20 protein-coding genes are annotated in these 16,408 nt (G+C 48.0%); 4 read left to right on the forward strand and 16 right to left on the reverse strand.

The window, feature by feature from the left end; all coding sequences use genetic code 11:
* Positions 1–72 precede the first annotated feature (72 nt).
* Positions 73–1,092, forward strand: a complete 1,020-nt coding sequence (locus tag ACLIN2_RS16250; RefSeq protein WP_411501565.1) for a YkvI family membrane protein — start codon at positions 73–75, stop codon at positions 1,090–1,092.
* Between the two features lie 101 nt (positions 1,093–1,193).
* Positions 1,194–1,622 (forward strand): VOC family protein, encoded by a 429-nt coding sequence (locus ACLIN2_RS16255; RefSeq protein ID WP_092276476.1) that lies wholly within the window; start codon positions 1,194–1,196, stop codon positions 1,620–1,622.
* 66 nt (positions 1,623–1,688) lie between these two features.
* On the opposite strand, the gene ACLIN2_RS16260 is transcribed toward ACLIN2_RS16255, so the two are convergent.
* From ACLIN2_RS16260 to ACLIN2_RS16325, 14 genes are all read right to left on the reverse strand, one after another.
* Positions 1,689–2,159, reverse strand: a complete 471-nt coding sequence (locus tag ACLIN2_RS16260) for a GreA/GreB family elongation factor (protein WP_092276473.1) — start codon at positions 2,157–2,159, stop codon at positions 1,689–1,691.
* Between the two features lie 283 nt (positions 2,160–2,442).
* Entirely contained in the window at positions 2,443–3,090 is a 648-nt protein-coding gene (locus ACLIN2_RS16265; protein WP_092266957.1) for a nitroreductase family protein, read from the reverse strand.
* Between the two features lie 75 nt (positions 3,091–3,165).
* A complete protein-coding gene (locus ACLIN2_RS16270) occupies positions 3,166–5,061 on the reverse strand; it encodes a putative bifunctional diguanylate cyclase/phosphodiesterase (RefSeq protein WP_411501566.1) in 1,896 nt (631 codons plus the stop codon).
* A 238-nt stretch (positions 5,062–5,299) separates the two neighbouring features.
* Positions 5,300–6,364 (reverse strand): glycosyl hydrolase family 18 protein, encoded by a 1,065-nt coding sequence (locus tag ACLIN2_RS16275; RefSeq protein ID WP_411501567.1) that lies wholly within the window; start codon positions 6,362–6,364, stop codon positions 5,300–5,302.
* A gap of 2 nt (positions 6,365–6,366) precedes the next feature.
* Positions 6,367–6,780 (reverse strand): hypothetical protein, encoded by a 414-nt coding sequence (locus ACLIN2_RS16280; RefSeq protein WP_411501568.1) that lies wholly within the window; start codon positions 6,778–6,780, stop codon positions 6,367–6,369.
* A complete protein-coding gene (locus ACLIN2_RS16285; protein WP_411501569.1) occupies positions 6,777–7,139 on the reverse strand; it encodes a zinc-binding dehydrogenase in 363 nt (120 codons plus the stop codon). The genes ACLIN2_RS16280 and ACLIN2_RS16285 overlap by 4 nt, the downstream gene beginning before the upstream one ends.
* A 134-nt stretch (positions 7,140–7,273) precedes the next feature.
* Positions 7,274–8,869: an AAA family ATPase gene (locus ACLIN2_RS16290; RefSeq protein WP_411501570.1), complete on the reverse strand. Its 1,596-nt coding sequence runs from the start codon at positions 8,867–8,869 to the stop codon at positions 7,274–7,276.
* A 210-nt stretch (positions 8,870–9,079) separates the two neighbouring features.
* Positions 9,080–9,370, reverse strand: coding sequence for a hypothetical protein (locus ACLIN2_RS16295; protein ID WP_092266952.1), 291 nt, complete (start codon positions 9,368–9,370; stop codon positions 9,080–9,082).
* Positions 9,371–9,445: 75 nt separating this feature from the next.
* Positions 9,446–9,751, reverse strand: a complete 306-nt coding sequence (locus ACLIN2_RS16300; RefSeq protein ID WP_092266951.1) for a hypothetical protein — start codon at positions 9,749–9,751, stop codon at positions 9,446–9,448.
* Positions 9,752–9,866: 115 nt separating this feature from the next.
* Positions 9,867–10,160, reverse strand: a complete 294-nt coding sequence (locus tag ACLIN2_RS16305; RefSeq protein ID WP_411501571.1) for a spore coat protein — start codon at positions 10,158–10,160, stop codon at positions 9,867–9,869.
* Positions 10,157–10,369, reverse strand: a complete 213-nt coding sequence (locus ACLIN2_RS16310) for a hypothetical protein (protein ID WP_411501572.1) — start codon at positions 10,367–10,369, stop codon at positions 10,157–10,159. The genes ACLIN2_RS16305 and ACLIN2_RS16310 overlap by 4 nt, the downstream gene beginning before the upstream one ends.
* Positions 10,370–10,391: 22 nt before the next feature.
* Positions 10,392–11,528 (reverse strand): zinc-dependent alcohol dehydrogenase, encoded by a 1,137-nt coding sequence (locus ACLIN2_RS16315; RefSeq protein WP_411501573.1) that lies wholly within the window; start codon positions 11,526–11,528, stop codon positions 10,392–10,394.
* The gene (locus tag ACLIN2_RS16320) at positions 11,525–11,914 is read right to left on the reverse strand and encodes a spore coat protein (protein ID WP_092266947.1); all 390 of its coding nucleotides are present in this window, start codon (positions 11,912–11,914) and stop codon (positions 11,525–11,527) included. Before ACLIN2_RS16320 ends, ACLIN2_RS16315 begins: the two co-directional genes overlap by 4 nt.
* Before the next feature lie 12 nt (positions 11,915–11,926).
* Positions 11,927–12,172: a spore gernimation protein GerQ gene (locus ACLIN2_RS16325; RefSeq protein WP_400586230.1), complete on the reverse strand. Its 246-nt coding sequence runs from the start codon at positions 12,170–12,172 to the stop codon at positions 11,927–11,929.
* A 192-nt stretch (positions 12,173–12,364) separates the two neighbouring features.
* On the opposite strand from ACLIN2_RS16325, the gene ACLIN2_RS16330 reads away from it, so the two are divergent.
* Positions 12,365–13,981: a catalase gene (locus ACLIN2_RS16330; protein WP_411501574.1), complete on the forward strand. Its 1,617-nt coding sequence runs from the start codon at positions 12,365–12,367 to the stop codon at positions 13,979–13,981.
* A 99-nt stretch (positions 13,982–14,080) separates the two neighbouring features.
* On the opposite strand, the gene ACLIN2_RS16335 is transcribed toward ACLIN2_RS16330, so the two are convergent.
* A complete protein-coding gene (locus tag ACLIN2_RS16335) occupies positions 14,081–14,818 on the reverse strand; it encodes a 2-phosphosulfolactate phosphatase (protein ID WP_411501575.1) in 738 nt (245 codons plus the stop codon).
* A 125-nt stretch (positions 14,819–14,943) separates the two neighbouring features.
* On the opposite strand from ACLIN2_RS16335, the gene ACLIN2_RS16340 reads away from it, so the two are divergent.
* A complete protein-coding gene (locus ACLIN2_RS16340; protein WP_246071156.1) occupies positions 14,944–15,357 on the forward strand; it encodes a hypothetical protein in 414 nt (137 codons plus the stop codon).
* 50 nt (positions 15,358–15,407) lie between these two features.
* Here ACLIN2_RS16340 and ACLIN2_RS16345 read toward each other — a convergent pair whose 3' ends face one another.
* On the reverse strand, positions 15,408–16,340 hold the full coding sequence (locus ACLIN2_RS16345; RefSeq protein WP_122959350.1) for a phosphotransferase family protein: 933 nt from the start codon (positions 16,338–16,340) through the stop codon (positions 15,408–15,410).
* Between the last annotated feature and the right edge of the window lie 68 nt (positions 16,341–16,408).

Raw genomic sequence — 16,408 nt, forward strand, 5'->3', positions numbered from 1 at the left:
TTTTTTTCTTCTGTTTTCGCCAATAGCTCATACACTTGTACTAGCATCCCATTTGGAAAGGAACAGACCGGTATGAAGTTATGGGGAAAAAGTATCCAGGTTGCTGCCACCTACATCGGAACAGTAGTGGGAGCCGGTTTTGCCAGTGGACAGGAAATTCTCGCCTTTTTTACCTCATACGGACATGCAGGCACCATCGGCATCCTAGCCGCTACCGCCTTGTTTGTGTGGCTGGGCTTCAAAATGATGCTGCTCGCTCATCAGCTGCGGACACCTTCTTATGAGTCGTTCAATCTACAGCTGTTTGGTCCCTTTATTGGAAGAACTATGAACGTGCTAGTATTTCTCACGCTGTTTGGTGTGACTACTGTGATGCTGGCAGGTGCGGGTTCAGTGCTGGAGGAGCAGTTTCATATCCCGTATCTCCTAGGAACGATTGCCACACTCGTTCTTGCTCTTTTAATCCTGCGGCAAGGGCTCGAACAGCTGCTCGTCGTCAACGCCATCGTGGTGCCTTCCATGCTTATTTTCGCCATTCTCATCCTTCTGGAGGGCCACGTAGACTCCCCGCTCCCGCTTTCTGCACCCAATAGCTATGAATTTTTATGGAAGACAGTTTTGTACGTTTCCTTTAACCTCGCTATGGCCCAATCCGTTCTCATCCCCATCGGTTATGCCATCCGGGAACCCGTGGTCCTGCTGCGCGCAGCCGTCATCGGCGGAGTCGTCCTCGGTTTCATGCTTCTTGTCGTCCATACAGCGATGCTGGCGAACTGGGACGACGTTCGTTTCATGGACATCCCCATCCTCTATGTGACGGATCAATGGAATGAGTGGCTGCAATTGTTCTTCGTTTTTGTCCTCTACTCCGAGATCTTCACGACCCTGATCTCAAATGTATTTGGAATCGGTCAGCAGCTCCGCGAAATATTCAACGTACCTGAAACGCGACTGTATCTCTTTTTGTTCCTTGCCTCGTTCTCTCTCTGTTTAATTGGGTATTCACAGCTTTTGATGTTCCTGTATCCTTTGTTCGGATATTTGGGATTGACGACTCTTTGCAGGGTTGCCCTCCCTACCTTAAGTAAATAAAAGAAAAGACCGTCAATTTGCTGAGGCTCGATCGTTTACATCCAACCTTCCTGGACGAAAATAGAAAGGGTCAATCGTCAGACGAGAAAGGAACAAAGCAAATGCCAGTCAATCCTTATCTTACGTTTCAAGGAAACTGTCGGGAAGCGGCGATGTATTATGCAAAAGTATTTGAAACAAGTCCGCCGCAGATTATGACTTTTGGCGATACGCCGCCGCATCCGGATTTTACGCTTCCAGAAGAAGCGGGGCCCCTCGTCATGCACACCAACATTCAGGTTTGTGGTACGATGCTGATGTTTTCAGATGCGTTTCCAGGCACTCCCTTCGTGGCAGGCAACAACGTAAGCTTAGCGCTCGTCCATACCAACATGGATGAGATCAAAACCTACTTCGAAAGGCTGAAAGAAGAAGGAACGGTGCGTATGGAGCTGCAGGAAACCTTCTGGAGCAAATGCTACGGCAGTGTTGTCGACAAGTTCGGCATGGAGTGGCAATTTAACTATCAAAGCGATGAGTGTGAGGTCTAATTTCGCTTCCGCCCTCGCCCCATGCAAAAAGGCACCATCATTGAGACGGTGCCTTTTGCTTTTCTGTCAGAGGCCTTCCTTCGTTGATGGAAACCCTCCTCTATAGGCGAATCTTACCTCACCAATCTGAACGGACTGTCTGCCAGCCGGACTCTCCAAGACGATAGACTCGTGGGGGGCAGACAACAACAATTGCCTGCCGATTGGAGATAAGAATGATATTCGATTTTGGTCTGGATCAATATCTGTGGGAAAAACCACAGTGAATAACTCCTCGTAGCCATCCTCTTCAAAACGCACGTGAACACTGCTTCCGAGCAAGGCCACGCTCTGCAGGCTTTCGGACAATGCTCCATCGTCTTTAGCCAGAATATCCTCTAACGTATCCCTGTATCGCTTGATCAGGGTATCAACGGTCTGTTTTTCTTTTCCGTAATCACGCACATAATGATCAAAAAAGAGGGAATATTGTTCGTCAAAAAACACTAACTGCTTGATCAGCTGTTCACGGGTAGCATCCATCGTTCTATGGTTCATAATAGATGTCACCTCCGATATGATTTTCTGTCTTGCGTTTGACCCACTTGATGTCTCCCATTTCGATTCCTCCTTATACAAATAGCCCCAGCAGGGGGGCTTCTTCTCATTCTAACAGGATTTACCTGTGGTTTCCATTGTTCTGGAGCACATGGCTCCAATTAGGAAACTTGGTTCCGCTAAGCATTAGCCATCGCTTATACTGGCTAAAAATCTTATAAATTCTTACTTACTGTAAAAAAAAGAACCTCATTCACTTGCCCTGAGGTTCTTCTTTGCGTGTTTATTGAATATACGTTGTGATCTCGCTTACTTCTTTGCGAGGGAGCTTTTTAGGTACATCTTTCGGATAGCCGAGTGCAATGACCATGTTCATTTGCTTTTCTTCCGAGATGTTCAGAAGTTTTCTGATTTTTTCAGAAGCCAGCAAAACCGGTCCTGTCATCGGGCAAGTACCCAATCCTTTTGCATAGGCGGCCAGCATCAGGTTTTGGGAAGCCAAGCAGCTGCTCTTGATTCCTTCCTCTTCCCAAACGGAGTCGTTCACCAGCTGGATCGGCTCGAAAATTTTCTCGCGGAATTTCGATTGATAAGGAGTGGCGAGGCAAATGATGAGTGCAGGTGCATCGGAGAAAGCCGTTGCGTAAGGCCCGAACGAACGCGTCAAGAGCTTGCCTTCCTTCTCGAATCCTTTCTCTGCTGCTTCTGCTGCTTTTTCATGAAGAGCATCCCAAGTGAGCTGCTCGATTTCTTTGATTTTATCTTTGTTTGTAATCACGATGAATTCCCATGTTTGCGAATTCGTATCGCTTGGGGCATAACGGGCGCAGTCGAGAATGTCGTTAATATCATCGATGGAAACGTCCTGCTCCGTAAATTTTCGTACACTGCGTCTTCCGTGAATAATATCTTTTAGTGCGTAAAAATCCATGTAGAGTGCTCCTTTTGTTTATTTACACGAATACCATTATAGCGTAAATCGCTTGAATGTCGAATCTTCCCTTTTCTAAACTTCTCGAAATGTTGTCCATGTATGGTCCAGGCGGTAAGGAGTGAAGAAAGCTGCTTCCACTTCCTGTGCAGGCAGCGGACGGCTAAAATAATAGCCCTGGATTTCCTGGCAGGAGTTTTCCGTGAGAAAATCAAGCTGCCCTTTTGTTTCAATCCCTTCTGCGATCACTTCCATATTCAAATGCTTAGCCATGGAAATAATCGTCGCGACAATCGCCTGATCACTGGCATTTCTCGTAATATCCGAAATAAACGAACGGTCGATTTTGAGCTTGTGAATCGGGAATTGCTTCAGATAGCTAAGGGAGCTGTATCCCGTTCCAAAATCGTCCAGGCTGATTTTTACCCCAAACTCATCCAGCTCTCTGAGAATCTCCGCAGATACTGCTGCGTCCATCATCATGCTCTCTGTTATTTCGAGCTCGAGATACTGCGGCTCCAGACCAGTCTCCTGCAAAATCTCGCGGATGTACGCCACTAGATTGGACTGGTGGAATTGGCGGGAAGACAGATTGACCGATACCGGGATCAAAGGCCCTCCTGCCAAATGCCATTCCTTCATCTGCCGGCATGCCTCGTGCAAAGTCCAGGTCCCGATCTCGTAAATAAGGCCTGTCTCTTCCGCAATGGAAATGAAGACACCCGGGGAAAGCAGCCCTTTCGTGGGATGGCGCCAACGGACCAGCGCTTCAATGCCAATCATGCTGTAGCTGCCCGTCTGAAACTGCGGCTGGTAATACAGCTCCAGCTCTTGACGCTGCACGGCTTTGCGCAAATCACTCTCCAGTTCAATTCTCAGAAGCAGCTGCTCATCCAACACCGGAGAGAAAAACTGATACCCGTTTTTACCGTTCTTTTTGACTTCATACATAGCCGTATCCGCATTTTTGAGCAGATCTTCCTCGCTTGCACAATGCGTCGGGTAAATGGCGATACCAATACTTGCCGAAACGTAGTAATCGTTATTTTGCAACCGATACGGCACTTCAATTGCCTTCACGAGCTTTCCAGCAAGCTCTGCCGCCAGAGAAGGTTCCTCGCAGTTTTCCAGGATGAGTGTGAATTCATCTCCTCCCAAACGAGCGATCGTCACAGGATAACCCTCTGCGCACTCACGGACCCGATTGCTCACTTCCTGCAGGAAACGATCACCGTATGTATGACCTAATGAGTCGTTAATCAATTTAAACCGGTCGATGTCCATCACAAACACGGCAAAGGGCGTAGGCTCTTCACGGTAGCGCTCAATCGCTTGCGATAACGCCTGATGAAACATTCGTCGATTCGGCAATCCCGTCAGCTCATCATGAAGGGCCTGGTACTCGATGATCGCTTTGGCTTGCTGCTCTTCCAAGCGGTTTTGGTTTTCGTAGGCCTCCAGTACGATTTGCTGTTCGAAGCTAAGCAGCTTGGTAACGGCTTCACGAAGTCCCTCTGTTTCCAAAAGTATACCTGACTGCTCATGGATGATCTGGAGCAGCGTGTTCAGTAAATTTTGGAACGAACCCATGTACCACTTTGGCGGGAGCCCAATCTTTTGGTGAACCATCGCAATTTTAAGACGTTTCTCAATAAAGGCTGAATCGATTTTGCCCTCAAACATCTCAATCAAGTGATTGGATAAAGTTTGCCGCAGCCTCTCTACCGTCGTGAATTTTGTTACCGTTTGCTTTAGAGAATCTACATCGAGGATCGCCTCATAAAAAGAAGACGTGATTCGATCAATTTGGGAGACTACCACCGGACGTAATTTTGCGATCAATTCCAAATCCTTGGAAGTCATATTTATCATTTGTATTTGAGAGAGCACTTCAGGATGATCGTCCAGCAGGATTTGACCTATCGCACTGGCTTGCTGTGGTGCTCGACCGTTGCTATCAGAATGAATCATGTGACCGTACTCCTTTTCAGGGATCGATTTTCTGTTTAGGCGCCTGACCAAGGAGGTTCGTTCCAACCAGACAGACTTATTCGTAATGGTTTCGACACCGTTCAACATTTACCTGCATTATCCAACCGATCGTGTTACAAACCTGTTACATATCATATTTTGGACATAAGCTTTTGGGATTTTTTTCAAAAAGAAAAGCATCAACGCCACTGCTGGCTAATTGATGCCTCCTTTTTCCTTAACGAAAAATCGTCCATATGCCTGGAATCTCTTGCCCTACATACCAGACGGCGGAGCCTCTGAGGTTGTACTTCTTCACCAAATCCAAACGATTCTTCAGCGAGGTTTCATCCTCCACCCAGATCTGGTGCTTCTCCCCGTTTTCAATAAATTCCACATAGTTTTGCTTCGTTTTCGGATCGTATTTTTTATCCAGCTTCTTGTCCATCAAAATCTGCTCGGTTTCAATCATATTGCGGTCAAAGCGAATAGACTGGTTGGTTTGGAGATTCGTCACCCATTCTCTCGTGTAAAAGGGAATCGCGAGAATGATTTTTTCAGAAGGAACATCCTTCATGAGAAGCTGTATCCCTTCCTCTACCCAACTTAGCGAAGCCACCGAGCCTACTTTTTCTCCCCCGCCCAAATCTTCGTCGTAGCCCATCATGACGATATAATCCGCTGTTTTCCCCAAAGCTTTCCTATCGTAGCTTCCCGACCAGAACGGATCCGGGTTTTCCCGAGTGACATCTACCGAAATCACAATTCCGTGTGGGCCTAGCGTTGATTTGAGTTCCTTGACGAAGTGAACGAAGTCGTCCTTGTTTTTCGGATTGATATTTTCAAAGTCTACATTGACTCCATCTATTTTCGCGGGGACGAGCTTTTCCTTCAGCATCTCGGCAATCTTTTTGTGGTTGTCCCGCTTCCCAATCATCTTGTCTGTCAGCTCTGCATTGAACTGATTGCCGAAAAAGGCCCACACCTTTCTACCGGCACCATGCGCCCATTCGATGTAGCGCTGATCCGCCTCACCAGAAACAATCCGTTCTTCATCCAGACTAAACCATCGTGGAGAGACCACATTCATCTCGGGAGAAGCGTTGTTCTGTTCAATGTAAATGTCGGTGGTTCCAAAAGCATTCCATCCAAGTAAAATACTGCTCTTGTTTGAAATATTGTTCACTTTTGCCTTGGGTGCCTCACTCTGGGGAAGTGCTTGCTGACGAGACTGTCCGGACGGGCTACAGCCGAAGACTCCAAGCATGAGGACGATGAATAAACAAATCACCCTGATTCGCATGTTCACTTTCCTTTCGTACATGAATTTGCTTCGGTTAGTTTGTCCAAATGAATACGCCATTCCCCCTTTGTGAGTGGTTTCCTGATTATCCCTGCCCTTGCCATGAAAGACGCAAAAAGCAGGCAAGAACGATATCCTGCCCGCTTTGACTCATGCTTTGCCTTGATGGCAAATTCGTTATCCTTGATCAACAGCTCCAGCCCCTCATCGACGATTTGGGTCAGCTCGATCTTTTTAGTGATGACGCTCTTGACGTCCAGTCGGCCGGATGCCATCAGATTGATGACTTCTGGGAAAACGTGACGATAGGCCAATGTCGATGTTACATTCAATTCCTTGATCATGACGAGGCTCATGTCCAGCTCCACTGGCTTCGTGAAAGCTGCAATGAACATGAGATCTCCGCCTCTTTTCAAAACAGAAATCGCGTTGGAGAATGTCGGCTGCGCCCCCGCTGCTTCATAGGCAATCTAAACTTGCCTGTCAGGGACACGATTGCTTGAACTGTATCCTCTGTAGCTGCATTCAAGATGTAAGCAGCTCCCAATTCTTTTGCCTTAGCCAATCGTTCCTCGGACACGTCCACCATGACAATTTCAGAAGCACCCGCGGCCTTTGCTGCAAGCAAGGTAAGTAAACCGATGGGACCAGCGCCAAAGATGGCAACTTTATCTCCCACTTTCAGCTTGCTTTGACGAACGGCTTGCATAGCTACTACCGTCGGTTCTACCAGTGCCCCTTCTTCCAAGGATACCCCGTCGGGAAGCTTATGCACCATCTGCCCCCCATGAAAAAGGCGAGCTTTCCCCGACTATAAACCGGGAGAAGCTCGCTTTTTCCTGGATCTTACTGGTTTTGCTCCTCTTCCGCCGAGACCGATTTCCCCTGCCCGTACAATTGCTCATGCAGCTATTCGATTTCTTCTCCAGTCAGATCGCCGCGCTTCAACAGTTCCTCTGCGATCGCATGGACGAAGTCGGAATAGTCCCGTACCAGTTTTTTCACTTGGAGCATTTGGTCCTGCAAAAGTTCGTTAATTTTCGGACGCAGTGATTTCAGACCGTCTACACGTGAACCGGTAGCCAACCAGCTGAACAACTCATCCCCCATCCCCACAATCCCGAGATAGGCACCAGCCAGCTCTGTCGCCCGATGCAGATCGGAGGTAACCCCGTTCAGCTTTTTCTGCAAAAATTCCTCTTCGACTGCTCTGGCAGCGAGACAAACCTGGATTTCCGCCAAGATCTCGCTGTCACTGCGGTTATATCGTTCATGCGTCGGTTTGGTAGCAGCCAAACCGAGTGCCCCGCCACGTCGAATGATCGTTACCTTCCAGACGCGTTCATGAGGCTTCAATAAAAATTGGGCGACCGCATGACCCGCTTCGTGGTACGCGACGTTGCGTTTTTCGTCCTCACTCATGGAACGCAGAGGCTGGGCGATCCCCCATTCATACGTCTCCATGGCTGCCCGAAAATCCTCGTAGTTGGTGACCTGCGCCCCCCGCTGATGGGCGATGACAACGGACTCATTCACGATATGCTTGATCTGCGCCGGGCTGTACCCGATCGTATCCAATGCAGCCTTTTCAGGTGTTAACGTCTCATCGTGCTTCACCTTTTTGAGATAGTATTGAAAAACATCGATCCGTCCGTCGTAGTCAGGGGAATCCACCCAGAGCTGTCGGTCAAAACGTCCTGGTCGCAGCAAAGCGGAATCCAGTACATCCGGGAGGTTCGTCGCAGCAATGGTCATGACAGGCGGTCGTTCCGCTTTTTTCCGACGAAGACCCAGCGACCGCAGCAGCTTCGCGATTTTGGTGCTATCGATGTTTGGAGGGTCCATTTGCAGCAGCAGTTCATTTAATAGCCCTGCTCCTCCCATCCCGAGCATCCCACCTGCGCCCATCCCGCCCCCTTGCCGTTTCATCCCGATGGCATCGATCTCGTCAATGAAAATAATGCATGCCCCGTATTCGGTTGCCCGCTTTCTCGCTTTTCTGTACAGCCCCATCACTTTCAGATTCCCCACACCAAAGAACATGTTTTGAAAGCTGGGAGCCGAAGCATACGCAAAAGGAACTTGTGCCTCGTTGGCGATAACTTGCGCCAAATACGATTTCCCTGTACCTGGCGGCCCGCAGAGGAGCAGCCCGCGGATGGCCTCTCCGCCCATTTCTTTAAATTCTTTGACACCCTTGAGCAAGGTCACGATCCGTTTCGCATTTTCCACAATCTCGGGATTCCCCCGGTAATCATCCCAGGTCGAGCCTGTTTCCCCCGGTAGAATCCAGTACGTACGGCCACGTGCCAGGAACCAAAAAAGCGCGACAAACTGAATGATGATAAAGACAATCGCAAAAAGCAGCTGAAAGAGAAGAGTTACAATCCCCCAGGCGACCGCCCAGTAAGTCGGTCCACCCACTGTCAAAATAATCAAGACTGCGGCAATGATTCCGAGCCAGAGGAGGATTTTTCGCCACCGAATCCACTGATATCTCCTCATGGCACCAACTCCTTTTGCGAAATATTTGGATTATTGTATGAGGAGACAAGCCTCGTGGTGCCACGTCCACCCATCGGTGCACTTTCCCCGATGAGTGATTCTTTACCACTATATTCGGATTTCCATCCAAATCATGTCTCGGATCGAAAAAGAAACCAACTCGGTATCCGCAAAAAAACAGCCTTCCCCAAAGGAAGACTGCTCCCAGCTTCATTCAAAGCGTTTTTTTATGTCGAGAATGTATTTGATCATTACCGCAAGTCCTCCGATGAAGTAGAAGACCAATAACGTATATCCGGTGGGATCAATTGAGGTCATGGACACTAGGACGTTTAATGGCAAAATGTAGTACAAAATATCCTTCAGATAACCCAATACAAAGCCTGGGTCAAATGAGCCTTGCCAAAAGGAACGGAACAACACGATCAGAAAATCGATGATCATAAGTCCAAAAATCGCCCAGATCGTATAGATCATCCAGTCAGCCAACGAATAACCCATTGTGTATCACCACCTTATCCTCCATCGTATGCGCTCGGAAAAACGCAGGTGAGGATAGGCAGGGCGGATTTTTCCCTATTTCGTGACGCTCACGATATCTTTTACTCGAATCCAGCGTGAGTCATCCTGATTCACAAGTTTGACCGAATAATGCTCTACATCAATTTCGCGCACAAGCCCCCATGCACCGTTTACGGTTCCATAGACACCTGCCGCTTTTTCGAACCATTTGATATGGATCGGATAGCTGTATTGCGTGCTGTCATAGATACGAAAGCACATTTCTCCAAAATCGTCTTCCGCGACAACCGGTCGCTCCACAAATGCCGCCATTGATCCGGCAGCAGGATACTCTGCTTCTTGTGAAGATTCTCTAGCCATTCCAAACCCTCCACATAACGCGAACTTATGTTCTTATTATGCAAGATTCGTGAGTAAATGGCAAGAGTCTTTCCACAAGATATTCACCATGAAAAAAGCACCCTTAGGGGGCGCTTTACATCAGGTTTAATGCCGTCTGAATGTTTTGCTGGTCCAGTTTTCGCTGCTCTTCCACGTCCCAAGGATCGTACCAGCCACGCTCCATCATGTATTGGCTGATTTTTTCGTGCATATCTATCGCTTCATCCAAGTGCTTCGTAAGAATGGCTTTTATTTCAGGGCTTCCCGCTTCAGTCAGGGCCATTGCGTAGTTTCTCACTCCGCTTTTGGCTGCCAGTAAAAAGTCCATGGCCACAACTTGATCGGTCATTCCACCCAATCCAGTTAAATTTTGTAGAAAGCCAGTCATGATTCGATCCCCTCCCTCGTGCTCGCCTTGGAAAGAATTTCACTGAGCTCCTCAAGCTGTCTAGTCGACACATCAACGTCATCTGCCAAAAGCTGTCTTAACGCGTCATCAGAAACTATAGCCTGCATTGTTTTGGATTTGGTCATGCAGATCGTCTTAAATGTAGCGATCTCATGAACCTCCAGCTGCTCGTGCAATCCGTATGGCATGGCATTCACCTGCTCCTGTTCATTAAGGTTTCAATATGACTTTGATGCAATTGTCCGTTTTCGTATCGAAAACCTCGTACCCGCGCTTCGCTTCGTGCAAAGGGATGACATGAGTGATGATGTCGCCTGGATCTACTTTACCAGTAGTGATGAGCTCATACATGTAAGGCATATAGTGGATGACAGGTGCTTGTCCAGAGCGAATGTTGATGTTTCTTTGCATAATGTCCCCCAAAGGAAATGCATTATAGCGCCCACCGTACACACCGGTAATTTGGATTGTCCCCCCCTTTCGCACGGCTTGAGATGCGATGACTACAGCCCCCACCGCTCCTCCTTGAAGCTTTAAGCCGCTAGCCAGAAACTCCAAATCTGACATTTTCCCATCCATTCCTACAGCGTCTATCACAACGTCTGCCCCACCCTTTGTCATCTCTTTCAGATGGTTGCCGATGTTTGGCTCTTGCTCGAAGTTTACAATTTCTACCTGATTCGTACGCTTCGCATGCTGTAGACGATAATCGACGTAATCAACGGCAATCACCCGTTTTGCGCCCTTTAGCCAGCAAAATTTTTGCGCAAGCAGACCAACCGGACCGCACCCCAAAACGATGACTGTATCCCCGTTCTTTACGCCAGCATTGTCTACGCTCCAATACGCCGTTGTCATGGCATCGGCGATCAAGCATAGCTTTTCATCCTCTACCTCACAGCTTTCCGGCAGCTTGAAATGTGTAAAATTTGCAAAGGGCACCCGTAAATATTCTGCTTGTCCACCCGGGTATCCGCCCGTGGTTCCGCTATAGCCAAAGTAAGCACCCATGTCCCCATTTTGATTCGAATTGTCGCATTGGCTCTCTAATTGGTTTTTGCAATAAAAGCACTCACCGCAAGCGATATTGAACGGGATGATGACGCGATCCCCTTTTTTCAGCTTGGTGACGCCAGGACCTACCTCCTCCACGATTCCCATCGGTTCATGACCGATGATGTAATCCTGCTGCAGGTTGGGAATCATCCCATGGATAAGGTGCAGGTCAGAGCCACAAATAGCTGTACTTGTGAGTTTGACGATCATATCATCCGGCTTCTCGATCTTTGGATCAGGAACCTCTTTCACTGCAATGTTCTTAACGCCCTGATAAGTAACAGCCTTCATGCATTGTCCCTCCCCATCCCCTGTTCATCTGGTGCTTGATCGAACATACCTTTCCTTGATGTATCCCCAGGGAACAGATTCATTTGCCCGATCTTGATCGTGTTCCATGCAGAAAGCTGATCCAACTGATATTGCTCGTTGAGTTCATAAGGATGAAACCATTTTTTCCTGATCATCAGCTCTGCTATTTCTTGATGAAGCGCTATCGCTTGATGCAGCTGCTTGCGCAATACAGCGCGCGCTTCTTGTGACACCGTTTCTGTGAGAGCAAACGCGGTGTTTCGGACCCCTTCTTTGGCACGAATAAGAAAGTCCATGGCAAACGTCATATCCGCCAGCTCCGGCATATGCAGCGAGTTGATAGGATCCTGATAATCGTTATTCATCGTTTCTCACCTTCAATTTATAATGGGGGTCGGACGATTTTGAGGCACCGGTGCTTGAAATGGCGAACGTTGATACAGCGCCTGGAGCTCGGCTATGGCTTCTAATGACTGCTCCACGTCTTTTTGCATCAGAGCTTTTAACTCCTGATCAAATACGAGACCTTGCATCAGCTTCGACTTGGCCAAACTTAGCGTCTTTAGATTGAGAGCTTCATGTATTTCCAGAGACTCATGTGCCGCAAGCGTACGTTGGTTCATCCTGTCACACCTTCCTTTTGACTGCCAAACATCTCTTATTCTGTCCGATGTCCATCTGGGCATTCCGTGATTCTCAAGAAAAAGAGCAAGCAAAAAGAGAATGGAAAATTTTCGCGTATACATTTCCATTTCTGGGAAGCATACAGAAGAGAAATCGAAGAATGACATGTAAAAAGGAAGGCAGGAAAGACAATGGATACGAACAATAACCCCCAAACAGATCGTGCTGACGATGACACCTTAACCAATAGACAGGGGCATCCGATCACAAACAATCAAAATATTCGAACAGTAGGAAATCGTGGTCCGGCTACCTTGGAAAACTATGATTTTATCGAGAAAATCAGTCACTTTGACAGAGAAAAGGTGCCAGAACGCATTGTTCATGCACGTGGAGCCGGCGCTCACGGTTACTTTGAAGCGTATGGAACGGTCGGCGATGAGCCTGTTTCCAAATACACACGGGCAAAGCTCTTTCAGGAAAAAGGCAAGCAAACCCCTGTTTTTGTGCGTTTTTCAACGGTTGTCCACGGGCTTCACTCTCCTGAAACACTGCGGGATCCCCGCGGATTTGCTGTGAAATTCTACACGGAGGATGGCAACTGGGATTTGGTCGGCAACAACCTGAAAATCTTCTTTATCCGGGACGCCATGAAATTTCCGGACATGATCCATGCTTTCCGTCCAGATCCCGTGACAAATATACAGGATCCACGCCGTTTCTTCGATTTCTGTGCAAATTCCCCCGAGTCTTTTCATATGGTGACCTTTGTGTATTCGCCATGGGGCATTCCCGCTAACTACCGCATGATGCAAGGCTCGGGCGTCAACACCTACAAATGGGTCAACAACGAAGGAAAGGGTGTCCTTGTCAAATATCACTGGGAGCCAAAACAAGGCATCAAAAATTTGACGATGAAAGAAGCGGCAGAAATTCAGGGCAAAAATTTCAACCATGCGACACAGGATTTATACGAGGCGATTGAGCGCAAAGATTACCCCGAGTGGGAACTGCTCGTACAGATCATGGAGGACGGCCCTCACCCTGAGCTTGATTTCGATCCGCTCGATGATACAAAGCTATGGCCGGAAGATCTGTTCCCTTGGCGTCCAGTCGGCAGAATGGTTCTGAATAAAAACCCGGAGAACTTTTTTAATGAAGTAGAACAAGCTGCCTTCGGAACGGGCGTATTGGTCGACGGACTGGATTTCTCTGATGATAAAATGCTGCAAGGAAGAACCTTCTCCTATTCGGATACCCAGCGTTATCGTGTGGGAGCCAACTATTTGCAGCTGCCGATCAACGCAGCCAAAAAACGCGTCGCAACGAATCAAGAAGGCGGACAATTACGCTTTTACAATGACAAAGCTCCTGGGCAAAACCTGCATGTGAACTACGAGCCATCCAGCATGGGCGGATTGCAAGAAGCGGAACAGGTGGGCACCGAGTACACTCCACATGTGGAAGGAAACCTGGTTCGAGAGTCTATCGATCGCCAAAGCAATACCAAACAAGCAGGCGATACTTATCGCCATTTTGAACAATGGGAAAAAGATGAGTTAATCAACAACCTCGTGAATGATCTCGCCATCTGTCCGCAGGTGATTCAGGATAAGATGATGGCACTCGCAGAAGAAGCAGATGAAGACTATGGCCGACGCTTACGGGCAGGCTTAATGGAGAAAAGCAAAATGAAGGATGGCTTCAAGATGGAAATAGGGGAAGAAATGCATCCGCTTGGGGCAAAAGATGCTCATCAGGCGGTAAAAGATGCCATCGAAAAAGGACACGAGCAAGATCCGTATTAAAGGATCGTAATTAGAAAGCATTAGAAAGCTCAAAACCCTGATTTTTCTTCGTGCTGGAGAAAAATCAGGGCTTTTTCCTGTGCAAAACGTTAACAGCGTTCAAGTGACAGCCGCTTGATAGGCGTCCTCGTGATTTAGGATTGGAACTGCTTTGCTGCAATTGTACATAGATGCGATCGCAACATCTTCCGGATATCCTCTTTGAATCAGCTCCTGCCCTGATCCGCACTGTTGCAGTAGTTCAACCAATTGCCCTCTTGCCATCTGGAAGGCACCGACTGCCATTTGCGCCTCAGGGGATAACGTATGCTCTGTCAGCTCGTCTAAAATGGCTCCAGCTGCAATCATATCCTCGATCGCCGGTCTCAGTGTTCCATTCGGCCATCTCTCTCCACTCGCAATAACCGTTACGGTGCCTCCTTTGTCGCGAATAAATCTTGCAACAGCCGATGCATTGCGCAAACAGGCTGCAATCACGATCCCCCCACATTGTTTTGCAAGAACCGTACAGGTCGAACCATTTGGAGAAGGAAGAACGATACGGGTTTTTTCCGGAATGGAGGAAAGAGATGCCGGAGAAAGCGAAATCTCCTCCCCTCGCTTGCCCGCCAATATGGCCTGTTTTTCTCGTGCAAAGGAACGTGCTGTCTCGTCATTCATCCGGTAGGGAAATACCACTCCTTCTTTTCCGATCACAACATCTACACATGTCGTAAAGGAAAGAACATCGACAATTACCACAACATCGGAGGCTGCACCCACGTGCCCCACCCCTTCATATCCCCATTCAAAGCGGGCGCTGTAGTCCTTTTGTCTAAACAAGTCCGCTACTTTCATGGTTCTCCCCCTCCTTCTGATAGAAATGGTTCCTTGTCCCATTACGTTCGCCGTTACAAATGAAGACAAGGTGAAATAAAGTATATTGTCCCACGAATCAATAAACGAAGAATGGAGTGACATGAATGTCTGAACGCAAGCACAGGACACAAATCGTTCGTACAACTGGTATCCTTCAAAACAACCTCGGCGTAGCCCTCACTGCTCACTTGGACCTGGTCAATCTCAACAATGATCCAGTAGAGGTGCGTGTGCAAGTTCTGAACTGGGGTAATGCGGTAACGCAAACAAACCCTGTCAGCACTTTGCTCGATATCACGCAAACGCTCCCAGGAAACACACGCATGGCTTTTAATGCGACAGTACCTGCTTCCTTCCACTATGAAGTGCGTCTGTCTGTCGGCTGCAACAACGATAGCGAAGGAGACAATGTTCTTCTCACCACCTATGGACGTACTGCAGTTGGCGGCGGTCAAGTGGTTGGTCTCTCCGTACTGGATAGCCAATTCCAGACGGTTACAGTCGAATCTTGCTTCTAAGAAACGGCAAATGAAAAGGAATTATGGTCCGTCCATAATTCCTTTTTTCTTTACATACGTTTGTACCAGTCAGGAACCAGCTGCTCAAAGAAGTCATGCTGCAGCGAGATGTGCTTGATTCTCTCCTGCATCTCCCGGGTTTGCTGAGGAATGACCCGAATCGTCCAGACTAAAGAAGAGAACATCGCCATCGCTGTGTAGAGACAGTACCGCAGCCAAAATATTTCCGAAATGCTCCCTTTTCGCTCATGATATCCATCGATTTGGCCGATACTATAGGGAGTGCTGATTTCCTGCGAAAAAAACGCAAGCTTGGTAAAGTCGTGAACGGGATCGCCCCAATCAAAGCGATTGAAATCAATGGCTCCTGCGTAATGTTTGCCTGCCACAATCAGATTTCCCACATGAAAATCATCATGCAGAAAAACACTTGTTGTATCCTGAAGAGCTGCAGCATGTTCATCAATAAAGGCCAGGATGCGATCTGCATTCGCGATGGAATGACCACACGCACGATACGCCTCCATATAACGGGAGTGCTTTTGCTCGTAGCAGCGCTGGTACCAGTCTGTGACCTCGGATGGAGCGGCAATCGTATGCATAAGAGCCAGCTGCCTACCTGCTTCTTTCCCGATCCGATACTGCTCCTCTGCAGTCAAATTTCTAAGAGCATCCTTTGCATCCTCACCTGCCACATACGACAACACCATAAAACAGATATCGAACTCATCTACTAAACCAAGCTCAATTGGTCGTGAGGCTTTGACACCTTTTCTCGCTTGCAAAGATTGCAGAACTTGAAACTCTGCTTTCTTTTGCTCCCATTGCTCACGATCCGCCACTCGCAGCACTCGCTGTTCGCCGTCAGATAAAATCACATGGAATTTTCGATCTGTAGAAAAGCCTTTGAGGATCGGCTCGATATGAATCGTTTTTTGAAGCGAAGAAGCTGTACGAATCAAGTGATCCAGCCATGACTCCACGTGCCTTCCCCCTTTTTTCTTCATAGGGTTCGATTATACGCGGAATTAGAAAGAAATGGTAGTGGCGG

The organism is Brevibacillus centrosporus (assembly GCF_046622605.1).
Classification (GTDB): Bacteria; Bacillota; Bacilli; order Brevibacillales; family Brevibacillaceae; genus Brevibacillus; species Brevibacillus centrosporus.